At 64.1% G+C, this 18,342-nt stretch carries 24 protein-coding genes; 18 read left to right on the forward strand and 6 right to left on the reverse strand.

Annotation, left to right across the window (positions count from 1 at the left end; genetic code table 11):
- The first annotated feature begins 64 nt into the window (after positions 1–64).
- The 4 genes from ABIA90_RS12120 (at position 65) to ABIA90_RS12135 (ending at position 2,833) form a co-directional block, all read left to right on the forward strand.
- Complete coding sequence (locus tag ABIA90_RS12120) at positions 65–433, forward strand: YciI family protein (RefSeq protein WP_063981079.1); 369 nt, start codon at positions 65–67, stop codon at positions 431–433.
- Positions 430–1,731: an RNA polymerase sigma factor gene (locus ABIA90_RS12125; RefSeq protein WP_354120048.1), complete on the forward strand. Its 1,302-nt coding sequence runs from the start codon at positions 430–432 to the stop codon at positions 1,729–1,731. Before ABIA90_RS12120 ends, ABIA90_RS12125 begins: the two co-directional genes overlap by 4 nt.
- Positions 1,732–1,809: 78 nt before the next feature.
- Positions 1,810–2,346: an SRPBCC family protein gene (locus ABIA90_RS12130; protein WP_063981081.1), complete on the forward strand. Its 537-nt coding sequence runs from the start codon at positions 1,810–1,812 to the stop codon at positions 2,344–2,346.
- Positions 2,347–2,419: 73 nt separating this feature from the next.
- A complete protein-coding gene (locus tag ABIA90_RS12135) occupies positions 2,420–2,833 on the forward strand; it encodes a VOC family protein (protein ID WP_028161093.1) in 414 nt (137 codons plus the stop codon).
- A gap of 106 nt (positions 2,834–2,939) precedes the next feature.
- Here ABIA90_RS12135 and ABIA90_RS12140 read toward each other — a convergent pair whose 3' ends face one another.
- The 4 genes from ABIA90_RS12140 to ABIA90_RS12155 all read right to left on the reverse strand — a co-directional run bounded on the left by ABIA90_RS12140 (position 2,940) and on the right by ABIA90_RS12155 (position 5,710).
- Positions 2,940–3,302: a hypothetical protein gene (locus ABIA90_RS12140; RefSeq protein WP_354120049.1), complete on the reverse strand. Its 363-nt coding sequence runs from the start codon at positions 3,300–3,302 to the stop codon at positions 2,940–2,942.
- Between the two features lie 428 nt (positions 3,303–3,730).
- Positions 3,731–4,075 (reverse strand): hypothetical protein, encoded by a 345-nt coding sequence (locus tag ABIA90_RS12145; RefSeq protein ID WP_354120050.1) that lies wholly within the window; start codon positions 4,073–4,075, stop codon positions 3,731–3,733.
- 287 nt (positions 4,076–4,362) lie between these two features.
- Positions 4,363–4,791: a hypothetical protein gene (locus ABIA90_RS12150; protein ID WP_502916659.1), complete on the reverse strand. Its 429-nt coding sequence runs from the start codon at positions 4,789–4,791 to the stop codon at positions 4,363–4,365.
- 130 nt (positions 4,792–4,921) lie between these two features.
- Complete coding sequence (locus ABIA90_RS12155; RefSeq protein ID WP_166079991.1) at positions 4,922–5,710, reverse strand: SDR family NAD(P)-dependent oxidoreductase; 789 nt, start codon at positions 5,708–5,710, stop codon at positions 4,922–4,924.
- 88 nt (positions 5,711–5,798) lie between these two features.
- Here ABIA90_RS12155 and ABIA90_RS12160 point away from each other — a divergent pair, with 88 nt between their 5' ends.
- Positions 5,799–6,176: a cupin domain-containing protein gene (locus ABIA90_RS12160; protein ID WP_354120052.1), complete on the forward strand. Its 378-nt coding sequence runs from the start codon at positions 5,799–5,801 to the stop codon at positions 6,174–6,176.
- An 89-nt stretch (positions 6,177–6,265) separates the two neighbouring features.
- Here the strand turns inward: ABIA90_RS12160 and ABIA90_RS12165 are convergent, their stop codons facing one another.
- A complete protein-coding gene (locus ABIA90_RS12165) occupies positions 6,266–7,933 on the reverse strand; it encodes a methyl-accepting chemotaxis protein (RefSeq protein WP_354120053.1) in 1,668 nt (555 codons plus the stop codon).
- 318 nt (positions 7,934–8,251) lie between these two features.
- Here ABIA90_RS12165 and ABIA90_RS12170 point away from each other — a divergent pair, with 318 nt between their 5' ends.
- The 10 genes from ABIA90_RS12170 (at position 8,252) to ABIA90_RS12215 (ending at position 13,533) form a co-directional block, all read left to right on the forward strand.
- On the forward strand, positions 8,252–8,617 hold the full coding sequence (locus ABIA90_RS12170) for a nuclear transport factor 2 family protein (RefSeq protein WP_354120054.1): 366 nt from the start codon (positions 8,252–8,254) through the stop codon (positions 8,615–8,617).
- 166 nt (positions 8,618–8,783) lie between these two features.
- Entirely contained in the window at positions 8,784–9,188 is a 405-nt protein-coding gene (locus tag ABIA90_RS12175; RefSeq protein ID WP_028152208.1) for a YciI family protein, read from the forward strand.
- Between the two features lie 65 nt (positions 9,189–9,253).
- Positions 9,254–9,616: a YciI family protein gene (locus ABIA90_RS12180; RefSeq protein WP_028152209.1), complete on the forward strand. Its 363-nt coding sequence runs from the start codon at positions 9,254–9,256 to the stop codon at positions 9,614–9,616.
- A gap of 170 nt (positions 9,617–9,786) precedes the next feature.
- Entirely contained in the window at positions 9,787–10,527 is a 741-nt protein-coding gene (locus ABIA90_RS12185; RefSeq protein ID WP_071909737.1) for a TetR/AcrR family transcriptional regulator, read from the forward strand.
- Positions 10,528–10,647: 120 nt separating this feature from the next.
- The gene (locus tag ABIA90_RS12190; RefSeq protein WP_028152211.1) at positions 10,648–11,133 is read left to right on the forward strand and encodes a DUF2852 domain-containing protein; all 486 of its coding nucleotides are present in this window, start codon (positions 10,648–10,650) and stop codon (positions 11,131–11,133) included.
- Between the two features lie 201 nt (positions 11,134–11,334).
- The gene (locus tag ABIA90_RS12195) at positions 11,335–11,502 is read left to right on the forward strand and encodes a hypothetical protein (protein ID WP_144030761.1); all 168 of its coding nucleotides are present in this window, start codon (positions 11,335–11,337) and stop codon (positions 11,500–11,502) included.
- 67 nt (positions 11,503–11,569) lie between these two features.
- Positions 11,570–11,827 (forward strand): hypothetical protein, encoded by a 258-nt coding sequence (locus ABIA90_RS12200; RefSeq protein ID WP_354120055.1) that lies wholly within the window; start codon positions 11,570–11,572, stop codon positions 11,825–11,827.
- Positions 11,824–11,961 carry a hypothetical protein gene (locus ABIA90_RS12205; protein WP_187387923.1) on the forward strand — a complete coding sequence of 46 codons (138 nt, stop codon included), beginning with the start codon at positions 11,824–11,826 and terminating at the stop codon, positions 11,959–11,961. Before ABIA90_RS12200 ends, ABIA90_RS12205 begins: the two co-directional genes overlap by 4 nt.
- A 63-nt stretch (positions 11,962–12,024) precedes the next feature.
- Positions 12,025–12,792, forward strand: coding sequence for a serine acetyltransferase domain-containing protein (locus tag ABIA90_RS12210; protein ID WP_354120056.1), 768 nt, complete (start codon positions 12,025–12,027; stop codon positions 12,790–12,792).
- Between the two features lie 30 nt (positions 12,793–12,822).
- Entirely contained in the window at positions 12,823–13,533 is a 711-nt protein-coding gene (locus tag ABIA90_RS12215; RefSeq protein ID WP_354120057.1) for an SDR family NAD(P)-dependent oxidoreductase, read from the forward strand.
- Positions 13,534–13,687: 154 nt separating this feature from the next.
- Here the strand turns inward: ABIA90_RS12215 and ggt are convergent, their stop codons facing one another.
- Entirely contained in the window at positions 13,688–15,394 is a 1,707-nt protein-coding gene (ggt, locus tag ABIA90_RS12220; protein WP_354120234.1) for a gamma-glutamyltransferase, read from the reverse strand.
- 746 nt (positions 15,395–16,140) lie between these two features.
- Between ggt and tolQ the strand changes: the two genes are divergently transcribed.
- The 3 genes from tolQ to tolA are packed head-to-tail and all read left to right on the forward strand — an operon-like array spanning position 16,141 to position 18,311.
- Positions 16,141–16,857 carry a protein TolQ gene (gene tolQ, locus ABIA90_RS12225; protein ID WP_014492404.1) on the forward strand — a complete coding sequence of 239 codons (717 nt, stop codon included), beginning with the start codon at positions 16,141–16,143 and terminating at the stop codon, positions 16,855–16,857.
- A 43-nt stretch (positions 16,858–16,900) separates the two neighbouring features.
- Positions 16,901–17,350, forward strand: a complete 450-nt coding sequence (tolR, locus tag ABIA90_RS12230) for a protein TolR (protein WP_028152217.1) — start codon at positions 16,901–16,903, stop codon at positions 17,348–17,350.
- Between the two features lie 4 nt (positions 17,351–17,354).
- Positions 17,355–18,311 carry a cell envelope integrity protein TolA gene (gene tolA, locus ABIA90_RS12235; RefSeq protein ID WP_166080000.1) on the forward strand — a complete coding sequence of 319 codons (957 nt, stop codon included), beginning with the start codon at positions 17,355–17,357 and terminating at the stop codon, positions 18,309–18,311.
- Positions 18,312–18,342: the final 31 nt, after the last annotated feature.

The raw sequence follows: 18,342 nt of genomic DNA on the forward strand, positions 1-18,342 counted from the left end.
CAGCCCTGTCGGGGCGGGGCATATTGGATCGTCTTAAAAACAAGCGTTCAGGAAGGTGCTGCCCATGCTTTATGCGATCCTCTGCTATCACGACGAGGACTTCGTCGGCTCCTGGAGCAAGGACCAGGACGAGGCCGTGATGAAGAAGCTCGCCGTGGTGCAGGACAAGCTCACACAGCAGGGCCGGCTCGGTCCGGTGGCGCGGCTGCTGCCGACCACGGCGGCGGCGACGCTGCGCAAGGAAGACCCGCCGCTGGTGCTCGACGGCCCCTATGCGGAGACCAAGGAGCAATTGCTCGGCTTCTACATCGTGGATTGCAAAAATCTCGACGAAGCCCTCGACGTTGCGCGCGACCTCGGTGCGGCCAATCCCGGAGGCGCCTATGAGGTGCGTCCCGTCGGCGTATTCCGGCCCGGAGGAATTTCGACGTGAGCGAGGCCGATACCGCCTGGATCGAGACCGCGCTGACCTCAGCGCGTCCCCAGGCGGTCGGCGCGCTGCTGCGCTATTTCCGCGATCTCGACACCGCCGAAGAGGCCTTCCAGAACGCCTGCCTGCGCGCGCTCAAGACCTGGCCGCAGAACGGTCCGCCGCGCGATCCCGCGGCCTGGCTGATCATGGTCGGCCGCAACGTCGCCATCGACGAGGTCCGCCGCGCCCGCAAGCAGCAGCCGCTGCCGGAGGATGACCAGGCCATCTCCGATCTCGACGACGCCGAGGGCGCGCTCGCCGAGCGGCTCGACGGTTCGCACTACCGCGACGACATCCTGCGGCTGATGTTCATCTGCTGCCATCCGCAGCTGCCGGCGACCCAGCAGATCGCGCTGGCGCTGCGCATTGTCTCCGGCCTCACCGTGAAGCAGATCGCGCGCGCCTTCCTGGTCTCGGAAGCGGCGATGGAGCAGCGCATCACCCGTGCCAAGGCGAAGGTCGCCGAGGCCGGGGCGCCGTTCGAAACGCCCGGCGCGGTCGAACGCTCCGAGCGGCTCGCCGGCGTTGCCGCAATGATCTACCTGATCTTCAACGAAGGCTATTCGGCCAGCGGCGACACTGTGGAGATCCGAAAGCCGCTGTGCGAGGAAGCGATCCGGCTGGCGCGGTTGCTGCTGCGGCTGTTCCAGAGCGAGCCGGAGATCATGGGGCTCACGGCGCTGCTGCTGTTGCAGCATGCGCGCAGCGCCGCGCGCTTTGCCGCGGACGGCGCGGTGATCCTGCTCGACGACCAGGATCGTACGCTGTGGAACGGCAACATGATCGCGGAAGGCCTCGCGCTGATCGACAAGGCGATGCGCCATCGCCGCAGCGGCCCCTATCAGGTCCAGGCCGCGATCGCCGCGCTGCATGCGCGCGCGTCGACGCCCGAGGAAACCGACTGGACGCAGATCGATCTGCTCTACGGCGCGCTCGAACTGATGCAGCCTTCGCCGGTGGTGACGCTCAACCGCGCGGTTGCGGTCTCCAAGGTGCGCGGGCCGCAAGCGGCGCTCGAGCTGATCGAGCCGCTGGCGCCGAAACTCGCCAACTACTTTCATTTCCACGGCGTGCGTGGTGCCTTCCTGATGCAGCTCGGCCGTAACGACGAAGCCCGCATCGCCTTCGACCACGCCATCGCACTCGCCAATACTTCGGCGGAAGCCGCCCATATCCGCATGCATATTGATCGCCTGATCCGGGACAGCCGGCCGAACGGCGCCAATGGCGGCGCCAGGCAGGGCGCAAAGGCAAAGTGACGGCCAAAAATTTCGTCCCGCCAATTGTCGGCTCCCGCCGTTCCCCTTCGTCTTAATTCCATATCCAGGGAGCCACTCATGCTGAAAGCCATTGCCATCATCGCCGTCGTCCTCGCCGTCGGCATAGCCGCGGTCCTCGTCTTCGCATTGACAAAACCCGATACGTTCCGCGTCGAGCGCTCGCTCGCCGTGAAGGCGCCGGCCGATGCGATTTATCCGCACGTTGCCGATTTTCATTTCTGGATGAGCTGGTCGCCCTATGAGGATCGCGACCCCGGCATGAAGCGGACCTTCGGCAGAACCGCGTCAGGCAAGGGCGCGACCTATGCCTGGGACGGCAACAATAATGTCGGCGCCGGGCATATGGAAATCCTCGAGGCGAGCACGCCGTCGAAGCTTCGCATCAAGCTCGACTTCGAGCGCCCGTTCGAAGGCCACAACACCGCCGAGTTCACCTTTGTGCCGCAAGGCGATGCCACATTGGTCACATGGGCGATGTACGGTCCGGCGCCGTTCATGTCCAAGGTGATGCAGGTGTTCATCAACATGGACAACATGATCGGCAAGGACTTCGAGGCCGGCCTCGCCAGCCTGAAGAAGCTCACCGAGAAGTAGCAAGGCTTGCTGCCCCAAGGAGCAGCCAAGGAGCTGCCAAGGAATCGCCAAGAAAACGAAGAGGAGAGAAACGATGATCAATGCCTATCTGTTCTATCAGGACACCTGCGAAGCGGCGTTCAACTTCTACGCCAAGGTTTTGGGCGGCAAGATCGACGCCATGATGCGCTCATCGGAAGCGCCGCCGGACATGCCCGCCGCGCCCGGCCGCGAGAAGATGATCATGCATGCGCGGATGTCGCTGCCCGACGGCAGCGTGCTGATGGCCTCCGACGCGCCACCCGAGCATTTTCAGAAAGCCCAGGGCTTTTCGGTCTCGCTCACGGTCACGGACCCCGCGGATGGCGAACGCAAGTTCAACGCGCTCGCCGACGGCGGCACCGTCACCATGCCCTTCAGCAAGACGTTCTGGGCCAAGGGCTTTGGCATGTGCGTCGACAAGTTCGGCATTCCCTGGATGGTGAACTGCCCGGCCGAGGGCATGTGACGGACGCGTTGGCCTGACACGCCAAGCCGCGATCCCACTCCCGTTGTTACGGGAGTGGGTCACTCATGCCGTCGTCATGTCACACGGCTGATCGCCGCGTGCTCGCTCACCGGAGCGATCCGGTCGCGTCATCGCTTGGCGGCGGCGGTTCAACGCAGCGAGGGCAGATCACGAGTTTCGTGCCAAGCTGCCTGTCGTTCTCCGCCTCGATTTCGTCATGGACCACCCACCACGCCTCGGAGAACGGGCGCAAGGTGCCGAGCACTCTTTCCCGCTCCTGATTGGGATTGTCCTGCGCAGGCGCCGGGTTCGCGGCGCGCCGCTTTGTGACAGAGGAGCGGTGAGGGGCCTGGTTCGGATCCCGGCCGAGGCCGTCCCATGCGATCGGTCGGCGCTCCTGCGCCGGCGCCGCCGCGCATCCGAGGAGCGCTGCGCAAAAAGTGAGCAAGACGAAGCCGTGACGCAGCATGCCGGACCCTTGGTGCGGTACGCGACACGCAAACTCCGCATGCGGAGCCTTGCATCGCGCCGGTTAAATGGAACCTAAGGGAAACGACGTGGCCGCCATGGCCCAATATGGAATCGTGCTCTCGCATCACATTGCGAGAGCAGTGAGGCCGCTTCGTGAAATCATGCGGATCGCATCGCACAACAACTGGCGAAATATTAGGCTGTAAACTCCACGACAGAATCGCTAATAATTTCTTCATAAATTCTACAAACTGGGGTGGGCGTAACTTGGGAAGGGAGCGACCGATGGCAGCGGCGCTACAAATCAATTTTGCACTTTGGGGTATGCTCATCTGCGCGACCTTGGAATTGGCGCAGACCATCCAGAGGCTCTACTAGGCCCGACGAAATGCGTGACCGGCGCAATTTCGCCGTCGCGCTTGCCTGCTAGCTCACCAGCAACGCGATGAGCGTGAAGCTGACGCTCGCGATCACGATCATCGAGAGGACGTAGTTGCGCGGCCGCGCCGTTCGCGCACGCGGCGGTCTCCGCCGCTGGCGTGGTTCGCTCGTCTGCCATGCGAGCTCCGACGGCGCGAGCGCAGCCTCTGCGCCCGAGCCGATATATTTCACATAGAGCTCGAGCAGCCGCAGCTCGGACGGCAGGTCCATCAGACCCTCGCGGTGGCGCCGCGACAGCAATTCGAATTCGACGGTTTCCTGGGAGCTCAACTGGCCAAGGACAATGCGTCCCTGGTCCGACAGGCGGTAGTGAAAATCGATGGGCTGCACGGCCTGCGACCGGTTTGAAAATGTGTAATCTTGAAAAAGCGGAACCATCCTAGTCTGTGACCACTGCTGAGATTATGACGGCCCTGCAGCCATCGTGACCCAAGCGGCCTCAATCTGGACGGGACCATCATAGACGGTCGGGAAAGGCCGCAAACCGCGTAAATTGGGCAGGCATTGCCAAGCGGTTGTGCGGATTTCGTGTCCGGATCGTCGGGATTTTGCAAAACTGCCTAATCGCCGGACAGCGGCGGATGCAACCGGTCACATCGCTGGCGGCCGCCTGTTGCTCAGCGGCAGCGCGGATAGATCGCCGCGAGGTCGCGGCCCTTCAGCAAAAGCAATCTGGACGAGAGGCCACCGTGCCGGCTGATCCAGTCGCGCACCGGGCCGGGATAGGCCTGCAGCACCGCGTCGGAGGCTTCGGGCTCGGCATAAAAGCGCCCGCGCCGGTCGACCGAACGCGCCGCGTGGAAGCCGAGTATCGCGCGTTTGGTGACGCAGATGCGCTCGCCCGGCACGATGCTGAGCACCAGCGTGCAGGCGGACAGGCACGGACCGTCGATCACCACGCGCTCGCCGCTCTCGCGCACCTGCTCGAACAGGTCGAGGAAGGGCCCGACCTGTCCGCCCGGCGACTGGATGATGCGGATTTCGGCCATGGCGGGGGTGGTGGTAAAGAGCGCAGATGCGAGCATCCAGGCACCCACAAGGAACATGCGTCGCATGGAGCACTCCACTAACTCGATCCCGTAGGGTGGGCAAAGCGTAGCGTGCCCACCAATGGCATCTCAAATCTGGAGGGAAGGTGGGCGCGGCGCTTGCGCGCCTTTGCCCACCCTACGACGTTCACCCGTTCCGCCGTTCGCCGCGCAGCGTCGGCAGGCCGATGCCAGCCGCATCGAAGCCGCCATCGACGGCCAAAATTTGGCCGGTGATGTAGCTCGATCGTTCCGAGCACAGGAAATAGATCGCTTCGGCGAGTTCCTCCTCCAGGCCGTAGCGGTTGAGCGGAATGGCGTCGTGATAGTCGGCGCGGATCTCCCTGCTGTGCACCTGCTTCGCCATCGCGGTGTCGACCGGCCCCGGCGCGACCGCGTTGACGCGGATGTTGAGCGAGGCGAGCTCGACCGCGAGCTGCTTGGTCAGGTGCGCTAGGCCCGCCTTGCTGGTGCCATAGGCCGAACGCAGCGTCGAGGCGCGCACCGCCGAGATCGAGGTGACGTTGACGATGGCGCCGCCGCCTTGCTCGCGCATCAGCGGCGCGGCCGCCTTGGTGCACAGGAACGGGCCGGTGAGATTGACCGCCATGATCCTGTTCCAGTCGGCGTCGCTGGTCTCCAGCACTGGCGCGAACACGGCGACGCCGGCGTTGTTGACGAGCGCATCGAGCCGACCGAAGCGGCTCATGACCGCGGCCATTGCAGCTCCCACGGCGGCTGCGTCGGACACGTCGCAGGTGATCGCCAGCGTGTTATCGGGATTCTTCAGGGCCGCCGCTGCGGCTGCCTGCAGCTCCCCCTCGATATCGAGCAGCGCGACGCGCCACCCTTCGGCCAGGAATTTTTTGGCCGTCGCCAGCCCGATGCCTCGCGCGGCTCCGGTGACGAGGGCGACGTTTTGTGGGGCCTGCGGCATTTGCTAATCTGTCCTGTGTTCGAAAGGGCGCGCACGAGCGCCGGCTCCTTTTACTTCGCTTTCGTCCCGGCAAGAAGGGCTCCAGGCCATGCTCATCGATCCCAGCACGATCCCGCTCGAGGACTGGCGGCCAGGTGTGAAGACCCGCATGGTCACATCCGCGCGCAACGGCGCGACCGCGCTCTGCATCTTCGAGCAATGGGTCGATCCCGGCGCCGGCGCGCCGACGCACAGCCACACGGTCGAGGAGGTGCTGACCGTGCGGGCGGGCGAGGCGGAGATGTGGATCGAAGCCCGGCGTATCACGGTGACGGCCGGACAGGTGCTGCTGGTTCCCGCCGGCCGCAAGCACGGTTTCCGCAATTCGGGAGCGACCATGCTGCATGTGCATGCGGTGTTGGCCTCGCCGGTCTTCGAGATGCTGCCGGACGGGGCGAGTGAAGCGACGCTGGGAGCGGTAAGGTAAGGGCGTCGGTCTCTCTCTCCGTCACCCCTGAGGTGGCCGCTTCTTCAGCGGCCCTCGAAGGATGACGGGGATAGTGATAAGGCGAGAGCTTACGCCAGCTCCGCCGATGCGCGCTGCATGTTCGACGACATGTCGGAGGTCACGATGCTCTGCTCCTCGACCGCGGCTGCGGTGGAGGCGATGAACTCGTTGACGCCGGCGATCGCGGCCTTGATCGCGGTGAGCGAGCTCGCAACGTCGCCCGAGATGGTGTTCAGCGCGTCGATTTCGGAGGTAATCGTGTCGGTTGCCTGCTTGGCCTGGCTGGCGAGGTTCTTCACCTCGGAGGCGACCACGGCAAAGCCGCGGCCCGCTTCGCCTGCTCGCGCCGATTCGATCGTGGCGTTGAGCGCAAGCAGGTTGATCTGACTGGTGATGCCCGAAATCATCTCGACGATGCCGCTCATGGCCTGCGCCGCCGCAGTCAATTTCTGAGCCTGGCCGTCCGCGGACTCGACCCTGGTGGTCGCGACCTTGGAGGTCTCGCGCGATTTCGCCATGGTCTCGGAGATCTCGCGGATCGAGGCGCTCATCTGCTCGCTGCCGGCCGCGACCGCCTCGATCAGCCCGCGCGCATTGTCGGCCTTCTTGCGGCCGATCGCCTGCGCAGTGATGTCGGTGGCGTATTTCACCACCTTGTAGGGTTTTCCGTTGAGATCCAGAATCGGATTGTAGGACGCTTGGATCCAGATCTCGCGGCCGCCCTTGGCGATCCGCCTGTATTCGGCGGCCTGGTATTCGCCGCGGTTGAGCGTCTCCCAGAACTGGCGGTAGGCCGCCGAATTCCTCTCGTTCGGCTCGACGAACATGGAATGGTGCCGGCCCTTGATCTCGGCCAGCGAATAGCCCACCGCCTTGAGAAAATTCTCGTTGGCGGTGCGGATCGTGCCGTCCATGTTGAACTCGATCACCGGCTGCGACTTCCGGATCGCGGCGAGCTGGCCGTCATTGTCGGCGGCCTTCATCTTCTGCGCGGTGATGTCGGTTGCGAACTTCACCACCTTGAACGGCTTGCCGGTCTCGTCGAGGATCGGGTTGTAGGTCGCGAGAATCCAGATCTCCTTAGCCCCCTTGCCGAGCCGCTTGTACTCGGCCGCCTCGAACTCGCCGCGGTTCAGCCTGGCCCAGAACGCGGCATAGGCCGAGCTCGCGCGGTCCTCGGGCGTCACGAACATGCTGTGATGCTTGCCCCTGATCTCGTCGAGCGAATAGCCCATCGCGCCCAGGAAGTTCTCATTGGCGGTGACGATGGTGCCGTCCATGTTGAACTCGATCACGGCCTGCGCGCGGTTGATCGCGGCGATCTTGCCGGAGTCTTCCATAGTCTTGATCTTGTACGCCGTGATGTCGGTGGCGAACTTGATGAAGCTGACCACCTTGCCGTTCTTGTCCAGCAACGGGGCGTAGGAGGCATGAACCCAGACTTCCTTGCCGTTCTTGCCGAAGCGCTTGTATTGCGTGGTCTGGAATTCGCCGCGGTTCAGGCTGGCCCAGAAGTCGCGGTAGCGGGCGCTCTCGCGTTCGGCCGGGCTGACGAAGATGCTGTGATGCTTTCCCTTGATCTCGGCGAGCGAATAGCCGCTCATTTTCAGAAGGTTCTCGTTGGCATCGAGGATGGTGCCGTCAAGATCGAATTCGATGACGGCCTGCGAGCGATCGAGGGCGTCGACTTCCGCGAGCGCGTGCTGGATCCTGGCCCTGCTGTTGAAATTGAACACTTGAAGGTCCCCAGAATGGTTCAACTGCGCGTCGGCCGAGCTGCAATTGGCCTTCCCGAAAAAGTTGCATGCACGCGTTGATCAACTGTAAACCCTTGCAGCAAGCTGCGCGGTCTCCGTAGTTCCGCGTGCGCCGGCCATGTTGTTCTGCTTTCGAAGATTCTCGTCCTATATGCACGGCGGTGGACATAGTCGGTCCGTAATCGTACGGACGCGCCTCGCGATATTTTCGCATCGTCTCTGTTGAAATTCGGCAGCAATGTCGGGGCACGCGTTCGTGCATCGTCTTCAAGAGGATCTTCTCTGCGGAGACCATCAATGCCTGACGACCGCGAGCGCCTGATTCGAGACCTCTTCGCAGCCTATCTCGGCAACGACCGGCAACGGGTCGCCGACGCACTGGCCGACGATTTCCGCTTCACCAGTCCGTTCGACGACGACCTCGACAAGGCGGCCTATTTCGAGCGCTGCTGGAAGGACACCGGCTGGATCGCGCGACACGACATCGAGCGGATTTTCGTCCGGGGCGACGAGGCCTTCGTCACCTATCTCTGTCTGGCGAAAGATGGCAGGAGCTTTCGCAACACGGAGTTCTTCACCTTTGCCGGTGGCAAGGTCCGCCGCATCGACGTCTATTTCGGCGCGGCCCGGACGGATGGGCGTTTCCTGCCACAGCCGCGCTAGCGGCCGGCGCAATGACCTCCGGAATAATTTTCATCACCTTGTCGGTTCCGTAAAGGTTGGTTCGTCTTAGAGGTAAGGGTGGGCGGCCCGGACCGCCGCTCCCGTCCTTCCGGGGGTGGCGCCGCGCCGCGCAAACCCGAAACGACAAAGCAAGCAAGGACTGCTCATGCGATTCATGATGCTGATGATTCCGCTCGGCTACGAGACCGCGCCGCCGGACGTGCAACTCGATCCCGAACGCGTCGCCGCGATGATGCGCTACAACGAGGCGCTGAAGGATGCCGGCGTGCTGATCACGCTCGACGGTCTGCACCCGCCGTCGATGGGCGCGCGCGTCTCGTTCGCGACCGGCGAGCCCATCGTGACCGACGGCCCCTTCGCCGAAGCCAAGGAAGTTCTGGGCGGCTACTGGATGATCGAGGTTGCCTCGCGCGAGGAGGCGATCGCCTGGGCGAAGAAGTGCCCGGCTTCCGCCAATGAAGTCATCGAGATCCGGCAGGTGCAGGAGATGGCCGACTTTCCGCCGGAGGTGCAGGCAGCCGCCGCCGGTTTCGACGATCTGAAGACGTAGCCGAGACGGCCGCGGATCAACTCGCGGCTCGTCAATCCATCATCCATCAACAAAGGAGAGAACCAATGAGCACCGATACCTATCTCGCCGTTTTCCTCGGCAGCAAGACCAGCCCGCAATGGGCCGCCTGGAACGCGATGTCCGAGACCGAGCGGAAGGCGAAGGAGCAGGAGGGCATGGCGGCCTGGAAAGGCTGGGTCGAGAAGCATCAAGGCGCGATCCAGGCCATGGGCGGCCCTCTCGGCAAGACCAAGAAGGTCGACGGCAAGGGCGTCGCCGACATCGCCAACGAGATGGGCGCCTTCACCGTGGTCCGCGCCGCGTCCCATGAGGCCGCAGCCAAGATGTTCGAGAACCACCCGCACTTCGCGATCTTCCCCGGCGAACGCGTCGAGATCATGCCGGTGCTGCCGATTCCCGGCGGCTAGGCCGTGTCATTCCGGGGGCGCGCACACGCGAGCCCGGAAATCTCGAGATTCCGGGTTCGGCTCGTCGAGCAGCCCCGGGTCGAGCCGCCCCCGGAATGACGAGTTGGCCGGTTAATCAAATCCGGCCTGCGCTAGTGACTTCACGCCCGGCTCATGTAAAAGCTGTTCACATGAGCTGGCGTAAGGACCAGGGCCGCACCGAGCGCGGCTATCACCACGGCAATCTGAAGGAAGCCCTGTTGCAGGCTGCCCTCGGGCTGATCGCCGAGAAGGGCGCTGCCGGCTTCACCTTTGCCGATGCCGCGCGCATGGCCGGCGTCAGCGCGGCGGCGCCTTACCGGCATTTCCGCGACCGCGAGGAGTTGCTGTCCTCGATCGCGCAGCGCGGCTTCGAGCAGTTCGAGCAGCGCCTGACCGCGGCCTGGGACGACGGGCGCCCGGATACGGTCTCGGCGTTCGAACGCGTCGGCAAGGCCTATCTCGCCTTCGCCCGCGAGGAGCCTGCCTTCTACAACGCGATGTTCGAATCAGGCGTGCCGGTCGATTCAAATCCGGCCCTGCAGGCCGCCAGTGAACGCGCCTTCAACATCATTCGCGCAGCCGCCGAGCGGCTTGCGGCGCTGGCGCCGCCCGGCACGCCGCGGCCACCGGCCATGATGATGGCGCTGCACATCTGGTCGATGGCCCACGGCGTGGCCTCGCTGTTCTCGCGTGGCGACGCCGCGCGGCGAAAACTGCCGATGTCGCCGGATGACCTGCTCGAAGCCGAAGTGCTGATCTATCTCCGCGGCCTCGGCTTCCCGACTGACCGCCGTCCGCCGGCACGAAGCGCCGAGCCGCCGCCAGTGCCACCGGAGGCATCCTCCGGTTCTGGCCTGCCGCCCGGCGGCCCCTGGGGCAAGCCGAAATAAAATTGCGCAAATAATTCGGCGACCCTGTCAGGCGGCCGGCTTGACAAAATCGCGGGATGGTCTAGCTATGTAAATGTTATTTACATTCACAACGGCGCTGGTGCCGTGATGGAGATGGAAATGGCCTACACCGCTGATGTCAATCGATGGCGCGGTTCCTCTGACGAACGCTATGAGCGCCCCCACATGCTCGATACGCCCTGGCATCCCGGCTGGATCGCCGTGACCATCCTCGGCTTCATCATCTGGTGGCCGATCGGACTCGCCCTTCTCTTTTTCACACTCGGGAGCAGAAAAATGGGTTGCTGGAGCCACCAGGATCGCTGGCAGAACAAGATGGAGCGGATGCAGTACAAGATGGACCGCATGCGCGGCCGCATGGAGCGCCGTGGTTTCGGCTTCGGCTTCGGCCCGCCCTCGAGCGGCAACCGTGCCTTCGACGAATACCGCACCGAGACGCTGCAGCGGCTTGAGGAAGAGCAGGTCGAGTTCAGGAACTTCCTCGACCGTCTGCGTCACGCCAAAGACAAGGAAGAGTTCGACCAGTTCATGGCGCAGCACAAGACGCGCCCGACCCCGCCGCCGACCGACCAGCCGCAAGGCTGATCCAAAAAGGCTGATCCGGGATCTGCCTCTCAAAGCCTTCAGGCGCATGCCCCCAAAGTCCTGATGGCCCCGAGCCGCCCGCCTGCGCAACCCGCAGGCGGGCGGTTTGGTTTTTGGGGGACCAGAACCAACTGCCGGCGAACCGACACCAAGACTTGCGCGTGCCACCTCAATCCGCCGCGCTGCTGGACGACGCGCATCATGGACCTCTACACCCGCCTGCTGCTTGCCGTGACCGCCCTGGCGGTGCTGGGCTACATCGGCTTGGTCTATGGCAGCTGCGCGTCTGATCCCGATTGCCATTTTCGCCTCTGCGCCGGTGGGCGTGCGTTCTGCGGCGTTGATCACGTACATGTGCAGGACCGGTAGAACCCGATCCGCGCCGGGCCCGACCAAGCCCTGACGGCGCACCTCCCGCGCGCTGACGGGCCCGACCATGACCAACGCCGAACGCAAAGAGATCAGCCAGCGCATCGCGCTCCTCGAGCGCGCCTCGGCGCTGTTCGACTGGTTCGGAAACACCGTGCCGGTGGCGATCGCGTTCCTCAATGGATGGCCGACGGAAGTCCAGCTCTATCCGCAGTGGCAGCTCGGCGAATCCTGGCGGTTCTTTCTCAGCCTTTATCTCTATTGGTTCGCCTCGTTCGCACTCAGCCGCGCGGTCTCGTTTGCAAAGGGGAGCATCGCCCCATGATCCTGCTCCGCGATGTCGCGCTCTTCGTCCTGCCGGTGCTCATCGCGGCGGGCGGCTGGCTCTACGCGCTCAGCCTGCGCAAGCGGGCCCGGCCCGGTCTTGAGGGCGAAAGCAAGCGCGTCCCGGCGGCGTGACTGGCGCCCCGACCCGGACCGCCTATATTCGCCTTCACAAGAGTGGGCGGACCGGAGGCGACAATGGCGGAAGCTGCGATCACGGCGAGCGGCGGCCTCTGGCAACAGGTCCGCAGCGAGGCGCAGCGCGCGGCTGATGCCGACCCCGTGTTCGGCAAGGCCCTTGCGCGTGCCATTCTCGCTCATGATGATTTTGCCGCCGCCTTGGCCGATTTGATCGGGCAGCGGCTCGGCAGCGGCACCACCGGGCGCACGCGCTTCACGTCCTATTCCCGCGACGCCTTTCAAGGCGAGCCAGACCTGATCGAAACCGCCAGCCGGGATCTGCAGGCGATCGCATTGCGCGATCCCGCCATCACCGACCTGCTGCCGCCGCTGCTGCATTACAAGGGCTACGTCGCGCTGCAAGCCTGGCGCGTCTCGAACTGGCTCTGGCGTCGTGACCATCGCGACGCGGCGCTGCTGTTTCAGAACGAGGCGTCGAACCTCTTGCAGGTCAGCATTCATCCGGCCGCATCCATTGGATCGTCCGTCTATCTCGACCACGCCACCGGCATCGTGATTGGTGCGAATGTGGTGATCGGCGACGAGGTCACCATCCTCCAGAACGTCAGCATCGGCCGTCGCGGTGAATTGCCGACGCGCTCGCCGCGCATCGGCCGCGGTGTCTACATCGGCGGCGGCGCGACCATTCTCGGTGACATCTATATCGGCGATTTCGCAAAGATCGGCGCCGGCACTGTTGTGACCGGTGACGTGCCCGCCGGCTGCACCGCGATCGGCAATCCCGCGCGATTGACCAATTGCCCCGAGCCCGCCTCGGCGGCTTGAGCCATCAATCGATCCCTAGGAGACATGCAAATGAAGACGGCAATCGTGATCGGCGTTGGACCGGACCGCGGGCTCGGGGCCCGGCTGTGCAAGCGTCTTGCGGCCGATGGGCTCAAGGTGATCGTCGCGGGCCGGACGCTGTCTGCCTTGCAGGCCGTTGTAGACGACATCACGAAGGCGGGCGGCGCAGCCGTGCCCTTCGTTGCCGATGCGACCAGGGAGGGGGACATCGTCGCGCTGTTCGATGCCGCCGGCGACAACCTCGACCTCGCCATCTACAACGCCGGCAACAACACGCCCGGCAAGATTATCGAGATGGACGCCGACTATTTCGAGAATGCCTGGCGCGCGGTCTGCTTCGGCGGCTTCCTGTTCGGCCGCGAGGCGGTGCGGCGGATGGTGCCGAAGAAGACCGGCACGCTGCTGTTCACCGGCGCCAGTGCCTCGCTGCGCGGACGCTCCGGCTACGGCGCCTTCAACTCGTCCAAGGCCGGCCTGCGCACGCTGGCGCAGGCGATGGCCAAGGAATACGCGAGCGACGGCATCCATGTCGGCCATGTCGTGGTCGACGGCGCGATCGCCGGCGACAAGATATTTTCGAGGTTCCCGGATGCGGCCGGCCGCGAGGACAGCCTGATCGACATCGATGGCATCGTCGATGCCTTCGCCTTCCTCTATCGCCAGCCCGAGCGCGCCTGGTCGTTCGAGCTCGATGTGCGGACCTCGAAGGAGAAATGGTGAGGGGCGCGACTCCCGAGCAGAGCCCCCGTAGGGTGGGCAAAGCGACTTGTCCGCCGTAGCTCGAAGAGCGAAGGCGGAAGCGTGCCCACCTCGACCGCTTCTACAGAAGCGGTGGGCACGGCGCTTCGCGCCTTTGCCCACCCTACGCGTTGTCTCAATACCCTGCCGCCAGCCCACTGTTCCGGCGTGGATCGTTCGCACCGTAGTAACGATTATTGCCGACTTGCTCGCCGTTCAGCGACGGCGCGCCGACGATGATGACCGCCAAATGGTTCGCCGGCTGCGGCGGTCCGAATTTGTGGCCCATGCCTTCCAGGATCTTGCGCGTGTCCGGTGACAGTGCATAGTCCTCGACATTGGTCATATCAGGCAGCCATTGCTGGTGGATGCGTGGCATGTCGACGGCCTCCTGCGCGTTCATGCCGTAGTCGATCGCATTGATCATGGTCTGCAACACGGCCGTGATGATGCGGCTGCCGCCGGGCGTGCCCACCACCATGACCGTCTTGCCGTCCTTGGTGACGATGGTCGGGCTCATCGAGGACAGTGGACGCTTGCCGGGAGCAATCGCGTTGGCCTCGCCCTGTACCAGGCCATACAGGTTCGGCACGCCGACCTTGGCCGTGAAGTCGTCCATTTCGTCGTTCAGCAGCACGCCGGTCTTGGCCGCCGTCACCTTGGCGCCGAACCAATCGTTGAGCGTGTACGTCACCGATACCGCGTTGCCGTCCTTGTCCGCGATTGAATAGTGCGTGGTGTTGCTGCCCTCGTGCGGCGCGACGCCCGGCTTGATGTCCTTGGAGATTGCGGCCTTGTTCGGATCGATCACGGCGCGGATCTTGGTCGCGTAATTCTTGTCGAGGAGGCGGTCGAGCGGATTCTTCACGAAATCCGGATCGCCGAGATAGCTGTTGCGGTCCACGTAGGCATGCCGCATGGCCTCGATCTGCACGTGCACGGCCTGCGCGGAATGGTAGCCCAGCTCCTTCAGAGGGTAGCCCTCCAGGATATTCAGGATCTCGCAGATGACGACGCCGCCCGAGCTCGGTGGTGGCGCGGAAATCACGTGATAGCCGCGATAGTCGCATTCGACAGGTGCGAGCTCGCGCGTCTTGTAGCCGTCGAGGTCGTCCTGCGTCAGCAGGCCCTTGCCGGCCTGGCTCGATGCCACGATGGCGCTGCCGACCCAGCCCTTGTAGAAGCCGTCGGTGCCCTTGCTGCTGATCTCGCGCAGGGTTTTCGCCAGTTCGGATTGCAGCAGTCGATCGCCCACGCCGAACGGCTGGCCGTTGTTGAGGAAGATCGCGCTCGATGCTGGATCGTCCTTGAAATCGTCGGTTGCCGAGCGCAGCAGGTCGATGTCCCCCTGGTCGAGTACAAATCCCTGTTCGGCGAACTGGATCGCGGGAGCGAGCAGGTCGGCGCGCTTCATGGTGCCGTATTTTTCGCGCGCATATTCCATGCCCGAGACGGAGCCTGGCACACCCACAGCCAGATGCCCCTTGGTCGAGATGCCCTTGATGACGTTGCCATCCTTGTCGAGATACATATTGGCCGTCGCCGCCTTGGGCGCGGTCTCGCGGAAATCGAGGAAGGTCTTGCGGCCGTCGGCGAGCTGGATCGTCATGAAGCCGCCACCACCGAGATTGCCGGCGGCCGGATAGACGACGGCCAAGGCATAGCCGACGGCCACAGCGGCATCGACGGCATTGCCGCCGCGCTTCAGCACATCGACGCCCACCTGGGTCGCCAGATGCTGCGCGGACACCACCATGCCGTTTTGCGCGGCGACCGGTGCGACCGACGCCGCGCGCGCGGCGCCGAACGTGACGAGGCTGACCGATATGATCGCGGCGGCCATCCACCGCACATTGGTTTGTGGTTTCGGCACTGGACGCTCCTCAGGCTGGGCCGGTGATGCCGGCACGTTGTTGTCCGCGAGCGCAGCCTATCAGCTCGTGCCCGCCGTGAGATGCGAGATGGAGCATGTGGTCGTGGTGTAGCTGTGGCGCACGCTAAGCTCCCTGCGATTTCGGGCTGGGCAGGGGAGGAGGTTCCAGAAGGGGCGTCCGTTGTGCCCGGTGTCATAGCGCCACGAGTCCGACTGCGCTCCCTCCCCCTTGGGGGGAGGGGGGGCAGAGGGGTAACCCAGGAAAAGTGCTCGTTGCGTGCGTCCGATTTCATCACGGTGGGAGCCCCCGTGTGGTACCCCTCTCCCTAGCCCTCCCCGCAAGGGGGGAGGGAACCGACCTCGCCAGTGGACCCGGCTCCGATCCGTCGCCGCCATGTCCCGCGGCAAAGCGGCCAACCGCCTGCGCTGCCTACCTTTCCGGCAGCCAAATTCGGCCGTGGTAACCGCACGTTAACCATCGGCGGGCTCTGGTAATTGCGGACAGTCGTGCCCGGAGCCGTGCTCAAGGCCCATAGTTTTGACATCTTGGCAGGGAATGCAGACGGCCGGCTTTGGACGAGCCCCTGCACCCCAGAAAGACAAGGCTTTGAGCGGGCTTGCCGGCCGCGCCGGTGCTAGCGCGGCTGTTGGGGAACCGGCAGCCATTTGCTGGCCGGAGAGGTCAGGGAAATGATCGCCTTGAGAGGATACTGCTTATGAATCCGGCCGACGTGGCTCAGTCAGCCCTTCCGGTTGCCGCTTCCGCGGACGTGTCGCTGATTGCGCTGTTCTGGCAGGCTCACTGGATCGTGAAAGCGGTGATGCTGGGGCTTCTCGCCTGCTCGGTCTGGGTCTGGGCCATCGCGATCGACAAGATCTTTCTTTACGCGCGCACCCGCCGCTCGATGGACCGGTTCGAGCAGGCCTTCTGGTCCGGCGAGTCGATCGAGGAGCTTTATCGCACGCTCTCGGCCAAGCCGACGCATTCCATGGCGGCCTGCTTCGTCGCCGCCATGCGCGAGTGGAAGCGCTCGTTCGAGAGCCACGCCCGCTCGGTCGCGGGCCTTCAGATGCGCATCGACAAGGTGATGAACGTCTCGATCGCGCGCGAGGTCGAGCGGCTGGAACGCCGGCTGCTGGTGCTCGCTACCGTCGGCTCCGCCGGCCCCTTTGTCGGCCTGTTCGGCACGGTCTGGGGCATCATGTCGAGCTTCCAGTCGATCGCGGCATCGAAAAATACCTCCCTGGCGGTGGTCGCGCCGGGCATCGCGGAAGCGCTGTTTGCGACCGCCGTCGGCCTTATCGCCGCCATTCCTGCCACTATTTTCTACAATAAGTTCACTTCCGAGGTGAACCGGCAGGCCCAGCGGCTGGAAGGTTTCGCCGATGAATTTTCCGCCATTCTGTCGCGTCAGATCGACGAGCGGGGCTGACGGACGGCATGTATAGTGTGAGGGGCAATTTGGGCACTCGATCATGGCGATGAACGTAGCTAGTTCGTCCGGAGGCGGCGGGCGCCGTGGCCGGCGCAAGCCCGTCGTGGCCGAGATCAACGTCACGCCGATGGTGGACGTGATGCTGGTGCTGCTCATCATCTTCATGGTGTCGGCGCCGATGTTGACGGTCGGCGTGCCGCTCGACCTGCCTCAGACCCAGGCCAAGAGCCTCGAAAACAACGACCAGAAGCCAATCCAGATGTCGGTCGACATCAAGGGCAAGGTCTTCATCAACGACGCCGAGATCGCGATCAACGAGTTGATCCCGAAGCTGAAGGCGATCACGGACGCGCGCGGCGGGCTCGAGGAGCGCATCTATCTGCGCGCGGACAAGAAGGCGGATTACGGAACGGTGGCCAAGGTCATGGGCCTGTTGTCCGGCGCGGGCTTCAAGAAGCTGGCGCTCGTGACCGAGGCGGATCAGGGGTAAACCGGTGAAGGTGAACGTCGACAAGACACTCGTTGCGTCGATTGCCCTCCACGTCCTCGTGCTTGGATGGGGACTGGTCACCTTTAGCAGCAAGGCCTTTGTCGCGGAAGAGTCGCTTCCGATCGACATCATCTCCACCGATCAGCTTGCGCAGATGATGTCGGGGCAGAAGACCGGCAAGAAGGAAGAGCCGAAGCCCAAGGTCGAGAAGATCGCCGAGGCCAAGCCCGAGGAAGATGCGGTCGGCAAGGTCACCGAGAAGAAAGAGCTGATCAAGACCAACTCGACGCCCGAGCCGCCGCCGAAACCCGTCGAGAAGCCGGTCGAGAAGAAGCCCGAGCCGCCCAAGCCCGTTGCCGAGGCCAAACCCAAAGAAGAGCCGAAGCCGCAGGAAAAGAAGCCTGATCCGGCCAAGGAAGATCCGATCGCCGAGCTCCAGAAGAAGCTGGAGACCAAGAAGCCGCCGCCGAAGCCCGTCGAGCAGAAGGTCGCGGCGGTGCAGCCGCAACAGCAACCGAAGCCCAAGGAGCGCAGCTTCGATCCCGCGCAGATCCAGCGCGACCTCGACAAGCGCGCGGCGACCCGGCACGAGCTCTCCGGCGCGGCGCTGAATGCGTCGGCTGCGCTGGGATCGACGACCGGGACTGCTGCCAACAACGTTGCGACGTGGGGAGGCGCGTTCACGAATGCGGTCCGGCGCTGCTTCACGCCCACCTATAACGGGCAAGACGCCGAGCAATACGAGGCTGACATCGATATCCCGATGAAAATCGACGGCTCGCTTGCGTCCGAGCCGGTTATCGTCGCGGTTCGCGGCCCGTCTCGGTCGATTGCTCAGGCGGTGGCGGAGAGCGCCAAGCGCGCCATCGTGCAGTGTCAGGTCTATTCGTTCCTGCCGAAGCAGCAGTATGACACTTGGAAGACCATTCCGATGCGCTTCGGCCTGAAAGATATGTTGTGACATCCGAACAAAAGAATTTTGCGATGAATGA

The sequence above is a fragment of the Bradyrhizobium sp. LA6.8 genome, assembly GCF_040547935.1.
In the GTDB taxonomy this organism is placed as follows: domain Bacteria; phylum Pseudomonadota; class Alphaproteobacteria; order Rhizobiales; family Xanthobacteraceae; genus Bradyrhizobium; species Bradyrhizobium barranii.